Origin of the sequence: Halomonas sp. ML-15 (assembly GCF_014779595.1) — a bacterium.
GTDB lineage: Bacteria > Pseudomonadota > Gammaproteobacteria > Pseudomonadales > Halomonadaceae > Franzmannia.
This window is the reverse complement of sequence record NZ_JACXZT010000017.1, coordinates 151,125-166,770: the sequence shown is the minus strand read 5'-3', so window position 1 is coordinate 166,770 and position 15,646 is coordinate 151,125. Positions and strand designations below refer to the sequence as shown.

Annotated in this window: 14 protein-coding genes; all 14 read left to right on the top strand. The window is 50.9% G+C overall.

Features of this window, described 5'->3' with window-relative positions; translation table 11 throughout:
* The first annotated feature begins 321 nt into the window (after nt 1-321).
* Entirely contained in the window at nt 322-1,455 is a 1,134-nt protein-coding gene (locus IEI94_RS10345; RefSeq protein ID WP_318153388.1) for a polysaccharide export protein, read from the top strand.
* Nucleotides 1,456-1,457: 2 nt separating this feature from the next.
* A complete protein-coding gene (locus IEI94_RS10340; protein WP_191167222.1) occupies nt 1,458-1,895 on the top strand; it encodes a low molecular weight protein-tyrosine-phosphatase in 438 nt (145 codons plus the stop codon).
* Nucleotides 1,896-1,957: 62 nt separating this feature from the next.
* Nucleotides 1,958-4,156: a polysaccharide biosynthesis tyrosine autokinase gene (locus IEI94_RS10335; protein ID WP_191167221.1), complete on the top strand. Its 2,199-nt coding sequence runs from the start codon at nt 1,958-1,960 to the stop codon at nt 4,154-4,156.
* A 23-nt stretch (nt 4,157-4,179) separates the two neighbouring features.
* Complete coding sequence (locus IEI94_RS10330; protein ID WP_191167220.1) at nt 4,180-5,202, top strand: NAD-dependent epimerase; 1,023 nt, start codon at nt 4,180-4,182, stop codon at nt 5,200-5,202.
* 120 nt (nt 5,203-5,322) lie between these two features.
* A complete protein-coding gene (locus IEI94_RS10325) occupies nt 5,323-6,660 on the top strand; it encodes a UDP-glucose dehydrogenase family protein (protein ID WP_191167219.1) in 1,338 nt (445 codons plus the stop codon).
* A 40-nt stretch (nt 6,661-6,700) separates the two neighbouring features.
* Entirely contained in the window at nt 6,701-7,759 is a 1,059-nt protein-coding gene (gene rfbB / locus IEI94_RS10320; RefSeq protein WP_191167218.1) for a dTDP-glucose 4,6-dehydratase, read from the top strand.
* 30 nt (nt 7,760-7,789) lie between these two features.
* Nucleotides 7,790-8,608, top strand: coding sequence for a hypothetical protein (locus IEI94_RS10315; protein WP_191167217.1), 819 nt, complete (start codon nt 7,790-7,792; stop codon nt 8,606-8,608).
* 8 nt (nt 8,609-8,616) lie between these two features.
* Nucleotides 8,617-9,486, top strand: coding sequence for a glucose-1-phosphate thymidylyltransferase RfbA (gene rfbA / locus IEI94_RS10310; RefSeq protein ID WP_191167216.1), 870 nt, complete (start codon nt 8,617-8,619; stop codon nt 9,484-9,486).
* Between the two features lie 39 nt (nt 9,487-9,525).
* Entirely contained in the window at nt 9,526-10,635 is a 1,110-nt protein-coding gene (locus IEI94_RS10305) for a DegT/DnrJ/EryC1/StrS family aminotransferase (RefSeq protein ID WP_191167215.1), read from the top strand.
* A complete protein-coding gene (locus IEI94_RS10300) occupies nt 10,632-11,948 on the top strand; it encodes a hypothetical protein (RefSeq protein ID WP_191167214.1) in 1,317 nt (438 codons plus the stop codon). Before IEI94_RS10305 ends, IEI94_RS10300 begins: the two co-directional genes overlap by 4 nt.
* A complete protein-coding gene (locus tag IEI94_RS10295; RefSeq protein WP_191167213.1) occupies nt 11,938-12,597 on the top strand; it encodes a transferase in 660 nt (219 codons plus the stop codon). Before IEI94_RS10300 ends, IEI94_RS10295 begins: the two co-directional genes overlap by 11 nt.
* Nucleotides 12,598-12,644: 47 nt before the next feature.
* Entirely contained in the window at nt 12,645-14,114 is a 1,470-nt protein-coding gene (locus tag IEI94_RS10290) for a lipopolysaccharide biosynthesis protein (RefSeq protein ID WP_191167212.1), read from the top strand.
* Nucleotides 14,107-15,174 carry a glycosyltransferase gene (locus tag IEI94_RS10285; protein WP_224750056.1) on the top strand — a complete coding sequence of 356 codons (1,068 nt, stop codon included), beginning with the start codon at nt 14,107-14,109 and terminating at the stop codon, nt 15,172-15,174. Before IEI94_RS10290 ends, IEI94_RS10285 begins: the two co-directional genes overlap by 8 nt.
* Nucleotides 15,175-15,316: 142 nt before the next feature.
* Nucleotides 15,317-15,646: phosphoadenosine phosphosulfate reductase family protein (locus IEI94_RS10280; RefSeq protein ID WP_191167211.1), on the top strand; the 330-nt coding region annotated here is incomplete at its 3' end.

The window sequence follows — 15,646 nt, the reverse complement described above, 5'->3', positions numbered from 1 at the left end:
GGCAGGGTGTCAGGCAGTGAAAGTAGGCGTCGGAGCAGTAACGCCAAATATCGACAAGGACGTTATTCGGGGGCTGTCGTGTAGATGGCCGGTCGTGGGCCTTACAGGCCTCGAGAAGCGGTTCACTCTGGATACGTCTTGAAGAGAACAGACATCAATGTGACGACAGGGTCTTATGTGAGCCACCTGTTGCCAATTGAGACAAGCAGCATATGAAAGCGTACTGACGCTTCAGGCCTCGGGGATGTGCCGTACACCTCGGGGCGGTAGCGTGCCTGGATAAGGTCGCCAGGGACAAGGCACCAAACGACAATTGAAGGAATGGGGGAACGGCCAATGCGTACTTTAACTGCTTCACGCCACATCTTGACGCTAGTTGCGATACTGACGCTCGGAGGCTGCGCCATCGCTCCCGGCGGACACATGGATTACGATACCGGGGATGCGCCAGATCTAGCGCAACTGGTAGACATCGAGCCGATCACCCCTGAACTTATCCATTCGATGGAGCGTGCAGAGCGACGCGTCAGCCCTGTGCCGGACGACCTGCGCCGTCAGATTTCCGATTACGAGTACAACGTTGGCCCCGGCGATGTCTTGAGCATCGTGGTCTACGACCATCCGGAGCTGACGATTCCAGCGGGGGCCGAGCGTAGCGCGGCAGAAGCTGGCAATCAGGTCCGCGCGGATGGCACTATCTTCTATCCATTCCTGGGGCGCATCAACGTGGCGGGCAAGAACGCCGACGAGATTCGGGTGCAGTTGACGCGAGGGCTCTCCGAGTATCTCACCGACCCTCAGGTCGATGTATTCGTGGCGGCCTTCAACTCGCAAAAGGTCTATGTAACCGGTGCGGTGGACAGCCCAGGAGTTCGGCCGATTACCAATGTGCCAATGACCATCATCGATGCCATCAGCGAAGTGGGTGGCCCTACAGGTGCAGCATTCTGGCACGATCTCACTTTTATCCGCGATGGTCAGGAGGAGCGCCTGTCGCTGTATGCGCTGCTTAGCGAAGGAGACCAGCGCCAGAACCGCCTGCTGCAGGATGGCGACATCCTTCACGTTCCCACCGCCGAAAACCAGGGCATTGCCATGATGGGTCAGGTGCGTTCACCGGGTAATCTATCAATGAATCGCGAGCGCTTGTCGCTTTCGGACGCCATCTCACGGGCGGGTGGGATCAATGAAATTACCGCTGATCCTTCAGGTATCTTCGTACTGCGTCGCCAGCCCGAGACCAGTGATAAGTTGGCGACGGTCTATCAGTTGGACGTCAACGACGCCACGGCCTTCGCCCTGGCGGGAGGGTTCCAGCTTGAGCCGCGCGATATCGTCTACGTGACCACAGCACCGCTGGCACGCTGGAACCGTGTGATCAGCTTGCTGCTACCGTCGATCGGGCTGCCGGGTAATATCCGTGGCTCCAGCGACAATCTGCAAGATCTGCTCTAACGATGTTCAACCATGTCCTGGTGGTATGTACCGGCAATATCTGTCGCAGCCCGGTGGCTGCGGCGATGTTGGCCCGCAAGCGGCCTGATGTCCGTTTCGATTCTGCAGGCCTAGGCGCGATGGTTGGGCAAGGGGTGGAGCCTAATGCCCTGCGCCTGGGCCAAGCCGAGGGGCTCGAGCTCGACACTCATCAAGCCCGCCAGTTAGACGCCGAGATGATCGTCAACGCTGACCTGGTGCTGGTCATGAGCGACGGTCAGCGTCGAGAAATTGCCAACCGCTGGCCGGAGATGCTGGGCAAGACGCTGCGGCTTGGTCAGTGGCTCGACGATGGCAAGGGGCGCGATATTCCCGACCCCTACCGTAAAAGCCACGAGGTGTTCAAGCATGTACACCAACTATTGGTGCAAGCGACCGAGGGATGGGCGTCAAGGTTATGAAAGCCAGGCCACGTAAAGCGGTGCCCAACATTTTCCTTTTCCACTTTGTGAAGTAGAGCCCAATGTCCGATAAGCCTGTGACTCAAGCCCCACCCGAGGAAACCATCGACTTGGGGCGTATGATTGGTGTGCTGTTCGACCATAAGTGGTTGATTATCTTTATTACTGGCCTATTTGCAGTAGTAGGCATAATTCACGGCATGCTGGCAACGCCTATCTACCAGTCAGATGCTCTGGTCCAGGTTGAGCGACGCTCTACCGTCAGCCCGCTGGGTGACGTAGGTAATGTGATCGGTGCAGAAGAGCTGAATACCCCAGCCGAGCTGCAGATACTGCAGTCTCGCATGGTGCTTGGGCAGGTAGTAGACCGTTTGAATCAAGATATTATTATTCGGCCAGTAGAAGTGCCGGTTATCGGCAACTTTGTTCTACGCCGGAATATTCCTCGCCCGCCCTTTATGGAGGGCCAACCGCATATCTGGGGTAACGAGAGCATCGACGTGCCGCGCTTCGAGTTGGCCGAGCGCCGCCGGGGCCAGCAGATACTGGTCGAGCGGATCATCGATGACCGCTATCGCGTGCTGGTTAACGGTGAAGCGGTAGGCAACGGCCGTATTGGCGAGCCCGAAACCTTCCTTGATGGCGACCTGGAATTGACCATCGACAATTTCGACGCTGCCGTAGGGGGGCGATTCCAGCTGCTCAAGCAGCATCGCACTGCCGCCATTCGCTCTATCGGCGGCCGTCTGCAGGTCGTTGAGGCAGCAGGCCGAGGCTCATCCACGGGCATGTTGCGTATGACCATGATAGGGCCAGATACGCAAGAGATTACCCAGACGCTTGATGCGGTCGCTGAGACATTTCTTACCCAGAACGTCGAGCGGCAGTCTGCTCAGGCGCAGCAGAGTCTGGAGTTTTTGGAGCAGCAGGCCCCTGAGCTGCGTGAACAGTTAGTGAACGCTGAGCAGAACCTCAATGAGTATCGCGCCAACCTCGACAGCGTGGACTTGAACAGCGAGGCTCAGGCGGCTATTCAGCGCTATATCGAACTGGACACCCGCCTAAACGAGCTGGAGTTCCAGGAGGCGGAGCTGGCCCAGCGCTATACGCCCAGTCACCCCAGCTACCAGGCGCTCATGCGCCAGAAGCGTCAGATCGAGCAGGACCGCGTCGAGCTCAATGCGCGGGTTAACGAGCTGCCGGCAGCCCAGCAGGAAGTGGTGCGCCGTACGCGGGATGTTGAAGTGACCCAGGCCATCTACGTCAACGTCCTGAACAAGATGCAGGAGCTGCAGGTCGCTCGGGCGGGGACGATCGGTAATATTCGCATCATTGATCGCGCGGTAATCAGCGGACAGATAGCCCCCAGCAAAGCAAGAACGACGGTGCTGTTGACGCTGGTGGGCTTTATTCTCGCCGTCGGGGGTGTGCTGTTGCGGGAGCTGCTGCGCCGCGGCGTCGACTCTCCCGATCAGATAGAGGCTGCCGGCCTGCCGGTGTATGCCACCATCCCGCTGTCGACCGCCCAGAACAAGTTGGCAAGGAAGGTCAAGCGCAAGCGTCGCAAACCCGCCCAGGACATTGTGGTGGGGGTGCTGGCCGAACGTGAACCCTCCGACCTGGCGCTGGAGGCACTGCGCGGGCTGCGTACCAGCCTGCACTTTGCGATGCTCGAAGGGCGCAATAACCGCTTGATGATCACTGGTCCAAGCCCCGGTGTCGGCAAGAGTTTCGTCAGCATCAACCTGGGTGCCGTGAGCGCTCAGGCAGGCAAGCGGGTATTGATCGTCGACGCCGATCTGCGTAAAGGCCATATTCACCACGCTTTCGGCAAGAAGAGCGAGAATGGTCTTGCAGATTATCTGGCTGGCCAGATGCCGCTTGACGAGATCATCCAGCCGACCGGGATCGATAACTACTGGGTGGTAACGCGAGGTACCGCGCCGCCCAACCCTTCCGAACTACTGATGCAGCCGCGCTTCGCCGAGGCCATGGAAACGCTCAGCCAGCAGTTCGACCTGATCATCGTCGATACGCCGCCGGTATTGGCCGTCACGGATGCCAGCGTGGTGGGTAAACAGTGTGATACCACCCTGCTGGTGGCCCGCTTCGAAACCAACCCGGTGCGTGAGATCATGGCCGCCAAGCGTCGCTTGGAAGGCAATGGTCTTGTCGTACAGGGCGCTATCCTGAATGCCATGGAGCGCAAGGCATCGACGGCCTCAGGGCATTACGGCTACTACTTCTATAACTATCGCTAGTTCTATATTCAGGTTGTGATTTCATGAAAATACTTGTGACAGGCAGCGCCGGGTTTATCGGCTTTCATACCGTCAAGCGGTTGTTAGAGCGCGGTGATAGCGTGGTGGGCTTCGATAGCGTCAACGACTACTACGACCCCAACATCAAGGAAGCGCGACTAGCGATACTGGAAGAAACCGCCAAGCGCACCGGCAGCGACTACCACTTCGTGCGCGACAATCTCGCCAATCAGCAGGCGGTGAACGACTGCTTCAATGAGCATGGCATCGAGCGGGTCATCCATCTGGCGGCTCAAGCTGGCGTACGCTACTCGCTGGAGAATCCGCATAGCTACGTCGAGAGCAATATCGTAGCCTTTACCAATATCCTGGAGGCCTGCCGCTACGCTGAGGTGCAGCACCTCACCTATGCCAGCACCAGCAGCGTCTATGGGGCCAACACCAAGATGCCGTTCTCCGAGCATGAAGGTGCTAACCACCCCCTGCAGTTCTACGCGGCCACCAAGAAAGCGAATGAGATGATGGCGCACAGTTACAGCCATCTATTCGGCCTGCCCACCACCGGGCTGCGCTTCTTTACGGTCTATGGACCCTGGGGGCGGCCGGACATGGCGCTATTCAAGTTCACCAAGAACATCCTGGCCGATGAGCCGATCCCGGTGTTCAACCATGGCAATCATACCCGCGACTTCACCTATGTCGATGATATCGTCGAGGGCGTAATACGGGCCAGCGACCAGGTGGCAACGGCGAATCCCGACTGGGACAGCGATGACCCAGACCCGGCGACCAGCAATGCGCCCTATCGACTGTTCAATATCGGCAACAACGACCCCGTGAAGTTGAGTGCCTACATCGAAGCGATCGAGGCGGCGCTCGACAAGCCGGCCAAGAAAGACCTGTTGCCACTGCAGCCGGGCGATGTGCCAGATACCTACGCCGACAGCAGCGAGCTCGAGAAGGCCGTCGATTATAAACCGGCCACCCCCGTTGAACAGGGGGTGGCGAACTTCGTTGCCTGGTACCGCGATTACTACCAGGTGTAAGGCCTGGCACTAGGCTCTGCCTGAGAAGTCGGCGAGCCAGCCAGCTTCCGGACAGAGTCTAGCGAGGCTGCCTAAACATGCGCAGTGGAGCGCTGTCGTCTAGAGCATGGAAGGAGTGACATGAACGTCACGGTTTTTGGAACAGGTTATGTTGGGTTGGTACAGGGCGCTATTCTTGCCGACGTGGGTCACCACGTGGTGTGCGTCGATGTGGATGCTAGCAAGGTAGAGCGCCTCAAGCAGGGGCATATCCCGATCTATGAGCCGGGGCTGGAGCCCTTGGTGCGCGAAAACTACGCCGCAGGACGGCTGGAGTTCACTACCGACGCCGAGGCAGGTGTAAAGCACGGTGAGGTGCAGTTCATCGCCGTCGGCACCCCGCCGGACGAAGATGGCTCTGCCGATCTGAAGTACGTGCTCGCAGTCGCCGGCACCATTGCCGAGCATATGCAACGCGACCAGATCATCATCGACAAGTCGACGGTACCTGTGGGCACCGCCGACAAGGTGAAGGCCAAGGTGGCGGAGGTGCTCGCCAAGCGTGACCGCGCCGACCTGGGTTTCGACGTTGTGTCCAATCCGGAGTTTCTGAAAGAGGGCAGCGCCGTCGCCGACTGCCAGAAGCCCGACCGCATCATTATTGGCACCGAGAGCGAGGCGACGATTGAGGTGATGCGTGAGCTCTACGCGCCGTTCAACCGCAACCACGACAAGATCATTGTCATGGATGTGCGCAGCGCTGAGCTGACCAAGTATGCCGCCAACTGCATGCTCGCCACCAAGATCAGTTTCATGAACGAGATGGCTAACCTGGCCGAACGGCTCGGGGCCGATATCGAGATGGTCCGCCAGGGCATTGGCTCCGACCCGCGTATCGGCTACCACTTCATCTATCCTGGCGTAGGCTACGGTGGTTCATGTTTCCCCAAGGATGTTCAGGCGCTGATTCGTACCGCCGGCGATATCGATTTCGACGCCAAGGTGCTCAAGGCCGTCGAAGCGCGTAACCAGGAGCAGAAGACCACGCTGTTTGCCAAGATTCATCGCCACTTTGACGGGCATCTCGAAGGCAAGACCTTTGCCGTGTGGGGGCTCTCCTTCAAGCCTAACACCGATGATATGCGCGAAGCCCCCAGCCGCGTGCTGATGGAAGCCCTGTGGCAGGCTGGCGCCAAGGTCCAGGCGTACGATCCCGAAGCCATGGAAGAGACCCAGCGCCTCTACGGCAATCGTGATGACCTGACCCTATGCGGTACCAAGGAAGCGGCTCTCAAGGGCGCGGATGCCTTGGTGATCGTTACCGAATGGCAGAGTTTCCGCGCTCCGGACTTCGATCTCATCAAGTCTCAGCTCAGCCAGGCGACCCTGTTTGATGGGCGCAATATGTTCCAGCCCGCACGCATGCGCAATAAAGGCTTCACCTACTACTCTGTCGGCCGCCACATCACGTCGGCGTAACTACCAACGTTAGCAATGTCAGGATGACAGAAGGGCCGTTATGAAACTGTTGATTACCGGTGGCGCTGGCTTCATAGGCTCGGCGGTCATTCGCCATGTAATTGATCACACCGATGACCAGGTGGTGAATGTCGACAAGCTTACCTATGCGGGTAACCTCGAGTCGTTGCAGTCCGTCGCCGATAACCCTCGTTACGCCTTCGAGCAAGTCGATGTGTGCGATCAGCAAGCCCTGGCTGACGTATTCGAACGGCACCAGCCCGATGCGGTCATGCATCTGGCGGCTGAAAGCCATGTAGACCGCTCCATCGACGGCCCAGCGGCCTTTATCGAGACCAACATCGTCGGCACGTACACCTTGCTCGAGGTGGCACGCCGCTACTGGCAGAGCTTGAACACCGATCGCCAAGCACTGTTTCGGCTGCACCATATCTCCACCGATGAAGTGTACGGGGATCTGGACGGGCCGGAAGGCCTGTTTACCGAGCAGACCGCCTACGCGCCTAGTTCACCCTACTCAGCAAGCAAGGCGAGCTCGGACCACCTGGTGCGTGCCTGGTCACGGACCTATGGCCTGCCGACACTGATTACCAATTGCTCCAATAACTACGGGCCTTATCACTTTCCCGAAAAACTGATCCCGCTGGTGATCCTCAATGCCCTGGAAGGCAAGCCGCTGCCTGTCTACGGGAAAGGGGAGCAGATCCGCGACTGGCTGTACGTGGAGGATCATGCCCGAGCGCTCTACCTGGTGGTGACCCAGGGCACGCCGGGGGAGACCTATAATATTGGTGGGCACAACGAGAAGCGTAATATCGATGTGGTGTATGCCCTGTGTGAGCTGCTCGACGAGCTGTCGCCCTCTGCTCACTCTCCCTACCAATCACTGATTACTTTCGTGCCTGACCGCCCAGGGCATGACCTGCGCTACGCCATCGACGCAAGCAAGATAGCGCGTGAGCTTGGCTGGACACCCGCGGAAACCTTCGAGACGGGGATCCGCAAGACAGTTGAGTGGTATCTGCAAAACCTCGAGTGGTGCCGCCGAGTCCAGGATGGCAGCTACCAGCGCGAAAGGCTGGGTGTTGGTTCCGCTTAGCTCTATGTGAAGTAAGATAAGGAGGAGTGTATGCAACTTACTTCGCTACTGAACAAGCTATTGTTAACAAATGGCATACAGTTAAGTAAGATACCCAAAGACTTAGCGCTTGATAAACGTCAGCACCCCTCTTTAGGAAGTATTGTCGAGCTTGTAGGGCCATCGGGAGTTGGGAAGTCTTACTTTTACAACCACCTCCAACCTGAACTAGAGGGTAATTGGTTTTTCAGGAAAGAAGTAAAAAAAATTAGCACCTATCAAGGCAGCAGTTTTTCCTTGTTGAATGACGAAGATGCCGCACTTGTAGAAAATCTTCTGAATAAAAAATATGAAAATATTCGCTCAGTTAAAGGTGTTCTTCAGAGAAAAGTAGCCCTTTATGACTTCTTTCTTAAGGAAATGGCGGCAGATGTCTACTTTCGACACACGAAATTGGCTCGTGGCCTATTTTCAGAAGATGGTGTGACGCATAACTTCTCCCAGGAACTTCTTTGGTATCATGAAGAACTCACTAAAGAAGGGGCGAAGGGGAAGTATAATGTTTTACAGCGTTTTTTTGATAATCGTGCGGTAATTTTTTTTGATGCACCCACATCTTATATCATTAAAAACTTAAAAATAAGAAGCTCTCAAAATCCTGGTGCTGGAAATGATTGGTTTTATTATGCTGGAGAAAAAGAAGTAACTGAATTTATTGAAAGATCGAAAGCGAACAAAGCGAAAATGCATTCCGTATTGCAGAAATATGGAGTTGATGTTCTCACGCTGGATGCTACTGAATCTCTCGAGACTAATAAGCAAAAGGTTCTCGAGTTTTCTGCTTCTGTTATATCTAGGAATAAGGGATAGGGAATATTATGAAAGGTATCATTCTTGCTGGTGGTAGCGGAACGCGCCTTTACCCTATTACCATGGGGGTCTCCAAGCAGCTGCTGCCTATCTATGATAAGCCGATGATCTATTATCCCCTATCGGTGTTGATGCTGGCGGGTATCCGCGATGTGCTGGTGATTACCACGCCTGAAGAGAACGAGAGTTTCCGTCGTTTATTAGGTGATGGACATCAGTTTGGAGTCAATATAACCTATGCTGAACAGCCAAGCCCCGATGGGTTGGCACAAGCATTTCTTATTGGCGAAGACTTTATTGGTCAAGACAATGTCTGTTTGGTCCTAGGTGATAATATTTTCTACGGACAAGGCTTCAGTCCCAAGCTGATAAGCGCAGCAGAGAAAGAGTCGGGGGCAACGGTATTTGGCTACCAGGTCAAAGACCCTGAGCGCTTTGGCGTGGTTCAGTTTGATAAGCAGAAACGCGCGCTCTCGATCGAAGAGAAACCTGACAAGCCTAAATCTAATTATGCGGTCACGGGGCTCTACTTCTACGACAATGACGTTATTGAAATTGCTAAGCAGGTAAAACCTTCACACCGTGGTGAGCTGGAAATCACCAGCGTAAACCAGGCATACCTTGAGCGTGGGGACTTAAGCGTTCAGCAGCTGGGGCGTGGCTTTGCCTGGTTGGATACAGGGACCCATGAGAGCCTGTTGGAAGCTGCTCAGTTCGTTGAGACGATCGAGAAGCGCCAGGGCTATAAAATCGCCTGTTTGGAAGAGATTTCTTGGCGCAACGGCTGGATGACAACTGAGCAGCTTAAAGCTGCTGGCGATAAGCTTTCCAAGAACGGTTATGGAAAATATCTTCTTTCATTAATCGACGAAGATTAATTTATTTTTTCCTTTGAAATTATTTTAGGTCGCATCGTTATGATCCCTGTTACCAAGCCCTATTTGCCAAGCCGTGAAAAGTTAGACCGATATATCGATGGTATCTATGAGCGCGCCTGGCTAACCAACAATGGGCCTCTGGTGCAGGAGTTGACGCAGCGGCTAGAAGCGTATTTGGGTGTGGAGAATCTGCTGCTTGTTGGTAATGGTACTCTTGCCTTACAGATAGCCTATCGTGCGCTAAATGTTAGCGGTAATGAATCAAGCGAAGCTATTACTACCCCATTTACCTATATAGCAACCGCAAGCTCGCTCAAGTGGGAGGGCGTGGAGCCGGTGTTTGTCGATATAGATCCTGATACCTGGTGTCTTGATCCCGCCAATATAGAAGTAGCCATCACCTCGGCTACCAAGGCAATTGTACCTGTTCATGTCTTTGGTAATGCCTGTGACGTTGAGGCCATAGATACTATTGCGCAACGCCATGGCTTAAAGGTCATCTACGATGGTGCCCATGCATTCGGTGTTACCTACAAAGGGAATAGCCTGCTGAGTCATGGAGATGCCACTACCCTTAGCTTTCATGCAACCAAGCTGTTTCACTCCATTGAAGGCGGCGCCATTATCTTCAAACATAAAGAAGATTTGGAACGTGCTCGCAGGATGACTAATTTTGGCCTTGCCTCACCCGAAGAAATTACTGATGTCGGGATCAATGCCAAAATGAGCGAGTTTCAGGCAGCGATGGGGCTATGTGTGCTAGATGAGATTGATGTAAATCTAAAGGGTAGAGAAAAAATCTGGCATACTTATGAAGAAGCGTTAAAGGACAGAGTTAAGCTGCAGCATCGTAATCATTTTGCTTCATATAATTATGCATATTTTCCAATGATGCTTAAAGATCAGCGGGAACTGATTTCCACACTAGATCATTTTCGCTCAAAGAATATTTCCGCAAGGCGTTATTTTTATCCATCATTGGATGTTGTTTCGTATGGTAGAGCCGTCGACTCTACTATTTCACGTGATGTTTCGAGTCGTATTATATGTTTGCCAATTTTTCATGGTCTGTCTGAAGATGACCAAAGGCTAATCGCTGCTTCGGTGGTTGATATTTCGGCTAGTAGCTTAGGCGAGGGAGTGCTATGAGTTTAGGTGGGAGTTTGAGAAGGGCTATTTTTTTTTCACGTGACCGCATTAAAAGCCAAGGTATTGGTTCCAACCTTGATGAAATACGTGATGAGCTGTCCGAACCAAGCCTGGTTAGGGAACGGCAAAGTAAAAGAATAAGAGACCTTCTTAATTACGCTACCAGTAATTCGCTATTCTATAAAAAGTTGGTGGGTAAGGAGCTTAGTGACTTTCCTGTGGTTAATAAGCAGATTTTGATAGAAAGCTACGAGGAAGTTTGCGTGCCTCCTGCATTGGTACCATATCAAAACGGTCCCTTGCATATCGCCAAGACCAGCGGATCAACTGGTATGGTGTTTAAAGTTCCTCAGGATACTCGAAAGCGTGCGAGAAGAATTGCTGACTTAAAATATTTTGGAGAGCAGGCGGGGTATCAATCCCACGAGCCGCTCGTTCAGCTGCAGGCATTTAATGTCCATAATAGCGCTGATCGCTTGAAATCTTTTAAGGACAATGTGTATAAGTTTGACGCTAGCTCAATGGGCGACGAGCGTTTAAGTGAACTGTTGGAGTTCATTGACAGGAAGAGTGCAGTTGCAGTAATCGGTTATGCTAGCTGGCTATCACAGCTCGTGAACTTTGTCACCAATAATTCTCTTTCGCTTGGAAAGATCAAGACACTCAAGTCGCTTATCGCCATTTCAGAGCACTTGCATGACGATACAAAAGAAAAAGTTGAGAAGCTTCTTAATATAGATATCGTTTCTCGCTACTCTAATGAAGAGCAGGGCGTGCTGGCTCAGCAACTAGCCGGTGATGATGCCTTCAAACTAAATCATGCCAGTTACTATTTTGAAATTCTTAAGCTGGACTGTGATCTGCCAGCCGAACCGGGGGAGTTGGGTAGGATCGTAGTGACAGACCTCTTTAACTATGCTTTCCCAATGATCCGTTACGACACTGGCGACACCGGTATTATGGGGCGCGCAGCAGATACCCACGATGGTTTTGCATTTTTGTCTGCCATATATGGCCGTAGGCAGGATGTAGTGTACAGCGCTGCAGGTGAGCCCATACATCCCATTACTTTATCCCGGACTTTGAGAGTGTATCCTGAGATTAAGCAATGGCAGTTCATTCAAAAAGACTCCAGTCGTTACATTGTTAAATTAAACCTCTATCGTCCTATGGATGATAAGGTGATCGTTGATTGTGTAACAAAAATATTTGGCGAGGAGGCTGAAGTGGAGGTGAAAGTCGTTAGTGATATCCCGGTGTTGGCATCGGGCAAAAGACGCTCTGTAATTTGCGAGCTTGAGCATGAAGGATGATATTTATGTAATAGGTGTGGGGCCATATACGGCGGTTATTATCGAACTGGCTCAAACTTGTGGTTATGAGGTGAGAGGGCTTTATCACTACAATGATGAACGCAATGGTGAAGACTTTCATGGTGTAGAGATCATCAGCTCTGTTGACTCGCTGTTAGCCACAGGGGGAGACGCACAGGGGAAAAACTTTGCGCTATCCATGGGTAACAATCAGGTGAGGTTGGAGACTGCAGAGAGCATAGTTATAAATGGTGGTGTTATTCCTTCACTTATTCATCCCCTAGCTGAAGTGTCGCCTAGTGCTACTATCGAAGAAGGTGTGATACTTAAAAGAAATGTCGCGGTCCAGGCAAAAGCTACTATTAAAAAGTTTTCCATTGTCTGTGATAATTCTCTGATATGTCATCACTCGATAATTAATGAGGGTTGCTTTGTCGCTGGTCTGTGTGTGGTGGGGGCATATCTTACTCTAGGCAGAGGGGTGTTTATTGGGCAAGGCGCCATTGTGCCTTCTGGTAAAGCTAGCTCATTAGGGTGCTTCTCGAGTGTGGGGGCAGGGTCAGTAGTTATAAAAGATGTCGCTAAGTATGAGGTCGTTGCAGGAAACCCTGCACGAATACTGCGGAAAAATGAATTTCATGATTCATAGTGCTGATATCACTGTGAGTGACTATTGTTATATTGAGGAATGACACCTTGTTAAGGGCTCGCACCGTAAGCGGTATTTTCTGGACATTCTTAGAACAGGCTAGCAAGCGAGGAATAAGCTTGCTGGTAACATTGTTGCTTGCGCGGTTGCTGCTTCCAGAAGATTTTGGTTTGCTGGCGATGATCTCTGTTTTTGTTACTATTGCTTCTTCGCTAATGGAGTCGGGCATAAAGCAGGCAGTGATAAGAAAGAAAGTGGTTGATCAAGATGATTTGAATACTGCATTTTATGCAAATATTTCTTTAGGTATTTTAGCTTACTTTATCCTTTATGGATCCGCTCCATATATTGCATCTTTCTATGATGAAGAAAGGATAACTCTGCTTGTCCGTGTGGCAGGTATGGTTGTGCTCATCAATTCTTTTCATATAATACAAAGTGCGGTGCTAACTCGTGATCTCAATTTTAGACTTCAACTAAAAGCATCAATACCTGCAAGCTTTATCTCAGGGATTGTTGCGGTTTTTGTCGCTTATTCTGGGGGGGGCGTCTGGGCGCTAATTGTTCAACTATTGTTTAACTCGCTACTTTTGGCTGCTTTTTTATGGTGGATGCAAAATTGGCGGCCCAGCTTATCTTTTGATTTTAAGGTGCTAAAAGAGTTATATTCTTTTGGGTATAAATTGTTTTTGGCCAGTTTTCTTTCTCTGGTGGCAAAAAATATTTATGTCTTGGTTATAGCTAGTATTTTTGGTGCGGCTGTTGCAGGGCTCTATTACTTTGCACACCGCATAAAAGAATTAGTGATAGATCAGCTTGTGCGAGCAATACAGAAAGTCACTTATCCTGCCCTTTCTAAGCTTCAAGACGAAGATGAAAGATTAAAAGAAGGATATAGGAAAGTTCTATGTGTCACTACCTTCGTATTGTTCCCATGCATTACTATGACTGCTGCACTTGCGTCTCCAATTTTTGAAGTGGCATTTCCAGATCGGTGGAGTCCTGCGATTGCATACCTACAGCTCATGTGCATTGCTAGTTTGCTATACCCACTACATGCGATTAACTTAAATATTCTTAAGGTAAAAGGTAGGTCTGACTTGTATCTCGGGATATCTGTTTTCAAGAAGATCATGACGTTTTCAATTCTGTTTGTTAGTTATAGGTTTGGTGTTGTTGGAATATTAATTGGGCAAATATTTTTGGGTGTTTTAGCCTATCTTCCCAATAGCTACTACTCTGATAAATTGATAAGTTATTCCACAGTCGAACAGGTTAAAGATTTTTTTCCGGCGTTCATAGTGTCTGCTATCATAAGTGGCGTTGCTTTTTGGGCTGTTCAGTTGTCTTATTTTCCTCCTTTGCTTGAGATTTTGTTATATGGTGTTTTAGGGGGAGTGTTTTATATTTTACTTTGCTTTGTGTTTAAAGTTCCGGGGTGTGGTTTGTTTTTTGAAATGGTAGGTGGGCGATTTCCCGTGATTCGTAAAGTTATGCCCAAGCGTAGGCATGCTTGACCTTAACCCGAAACTTGCTGACTTATTTCGAAATTTTAGTGGTGGGATAATGAGTGAAAGAGAACGCGAATGTATTTTTCGAGTAGGGTTTTGTCTTGGAGACCATGCTCCAAGGCCGCCTGAGCCGTTGGAACAAGATGAAATAACCTCCCGCTGGGAAGGAGATACATCATCACCCTTAGTTTCTATTAAATGTAATGCTTATAATCATGCGGGATATATTCGCGATGCTATAAATGGCTTCTTAATGCAGCGTACTACTTTTCCATTTGAAATAATTATACATGATGATGCATCGACCGATGGCACCGATAAGATAATTTATGAGTACATGGAACGATATCCCTCTATCATAAGGGGGGTGTTGCAGAGAGAAAATCAATATTCACAGGGGAAAAAGCCAGGGATTTTTACTTCTCATTTGGTTCGGGGTAAGTATATCGCATTTTGTGAAGGTGACGACTATTGGCTTGATGAAAACAAGCTACAGGTACAAGCTGAATTTTTAGAAAATAATCCAGATTTTTCTGTGTGTGGTCACGACGCGTGCGTGATAGAAAACGGTATCGTTGTTCGTGAATCTAAATTGCCTGCCAACCAGAAGTTCGACTTCTCAGCATTTGATCTACAACGCGGTGTCTATGTCCTAACCCTTTCAGCAATGTTTGTTAATAAGCTTGGTGAAGTGCCTCCTGAACAGTCTCAAGTTATAAATGGTGACGATTTTTTCTTGAGCCGGCTTGGGGAGTTTGGGGGATCAAAATTTCTTCCTCAAATCATTCCAGCAGTTTATCGCCGTCATGAAGGGGGGGTCTGGTCCTTAGTCGATGACAGAAAGAGAAAAGCGCACTCGATTAATACGCAGTATTGGATAATGCAGTACTATTCTCGTAAAGGAAATAGTCGCTTGGCGACATACTTTGCCAGCAAGGCAGCTGCTAACATTTTCTCTAGTTTGCCTTCTTTTTCCTTCCAGGAGCTTTTTTCTTTATTTATACAGCTCCTTAAGATGTTTCTTATTAGGAAGTTTTCTTTTCTAAGGAATCGTTCGGGAAAGTAAAAGCATAACGTTGTTTCTAGGTTTTGAATGTCCTGTAAGGTTTTTTATGTCTAATTGGTCGTGCGTTTTAGAATGAATAAATAAAGTCATAGCGCGTTTTTTTAATGATTTTTGCTACACCCTTAACTAACTTGGTAGTGCAATGAACGATATAGCCGCCTTAACCCCCGAACGCCAGACCCACCTCAAGCAACTCGAGGCGGAATCGATCCATATCATTCGTGAGGTGGCCGCCGAGTTCCGCCATCCGGTGATGATGTACTCCATCGGCAAGGACTCCTCGGTGATGCTGCACCTGGCGCGCAAGGCCTTCTATCCGGGTACGCCGCCGTTTCCGCTGATGCATATCGACACCACCTGGAAGTTCAAGGAGATGATCCAATTCCGCAACCGCATGGCGGCGGAAGCGGGCATGGAGCTGATCGTGCATACCAACGAGGAGGGGCGGGCGGCCAACATCAACCCCTTCGAT

What these genes read in the sequence shown, in the direction of transcription:
- IEI94_RS10345 (WP_318153388.1), top strand. Translation starts at nt 322, where the DNA reads ATGGGGGAACGGCCAATGCGTACTTTAACTGCTTCACGCCACATCTTG.
- IEI94_RS10340 (WP_191167222.1), top strand. Translation starts at nt 1,458, where the DNA reads ATGTTCAACCATGTCCTGGTGGTATGTACCGGCAATATCTGTCGCAGC.
- IEI94_RS10335 (WP_191167221.1), top strand. Translation starts at nt 1,958, where the DNA reads ATGTCCGATAAGCCTGTGACTCAAGCCCCACCCGAGGAAACCATCGAC.
- IEI94_RS10330 (WP_191167220.1), top strand. Translation starts at nt 4,180, where the DNA reads ATGAAAATACTTGTGACAGGCAGCGCCGGGTTTATCGGCTTTCATACC.
- IEI94_RS10325 (WP_191167219.1), top strand. Translation starts at nt 5,323, where the DNA reads ATGAACGTCACGGTTTTTGGAACAGGTTATGTTGGGTTGGTACAGGGC.
- rfbB (WP_191167218.1), top strand. Translation starts at nt 6,701, where the DNA reads ATGAAACTGTTGATTACCGGTGGCGCTGGCTTCATAGGCTCGGCGGTC.
- IEI94_RS10315 (WP_191167217.1), top strand. Translation starts at nt 7,790, where the DNA reads ATGCAACTTACTTCGCTACTGAACAAGCTATTGTTAACAAATGGCATA.
- rfbA (WP_191167216.1), top strand. Translation starts at nt 8,617, where the DNA reads ATGAAAGGTATCATTCTTGCTGGTGGTAGCGGAACGCGCCTTTACCCT.
- IEI94_RS10305 (WP_191167215.1), top strand. Translation starts at nt 9,526, where the DNA reads ATGATCCCTGTTACCAAGCCCTATTTGCCAAGCCGTGAAAAGTTAGAC.
- IEI94_RS10300 (WP_191167214.1), top strand. Translation starts at nt 10,632, where the DNA reads ATGAGTTTAGGTGGGAGTTTGAGAAGGGCTATTTTTTTTTCACGTGAC.
- IEI94_RS10295 (WP_191167213.1), top strand. Translation starts at nt 11,938, where the DNA reads ATGAAGGATGATATTTATGTAATAGGTGTGGGGCCATATACGGCGGTT.
- IEI94_RS10285 (WP_224750056.1), top strand. Translation starts at nt 14,107, where the DNA reads ATGCTTGACCTTAACCCGAAACTTGCTGACTTATTTCGAAATTTTAGT.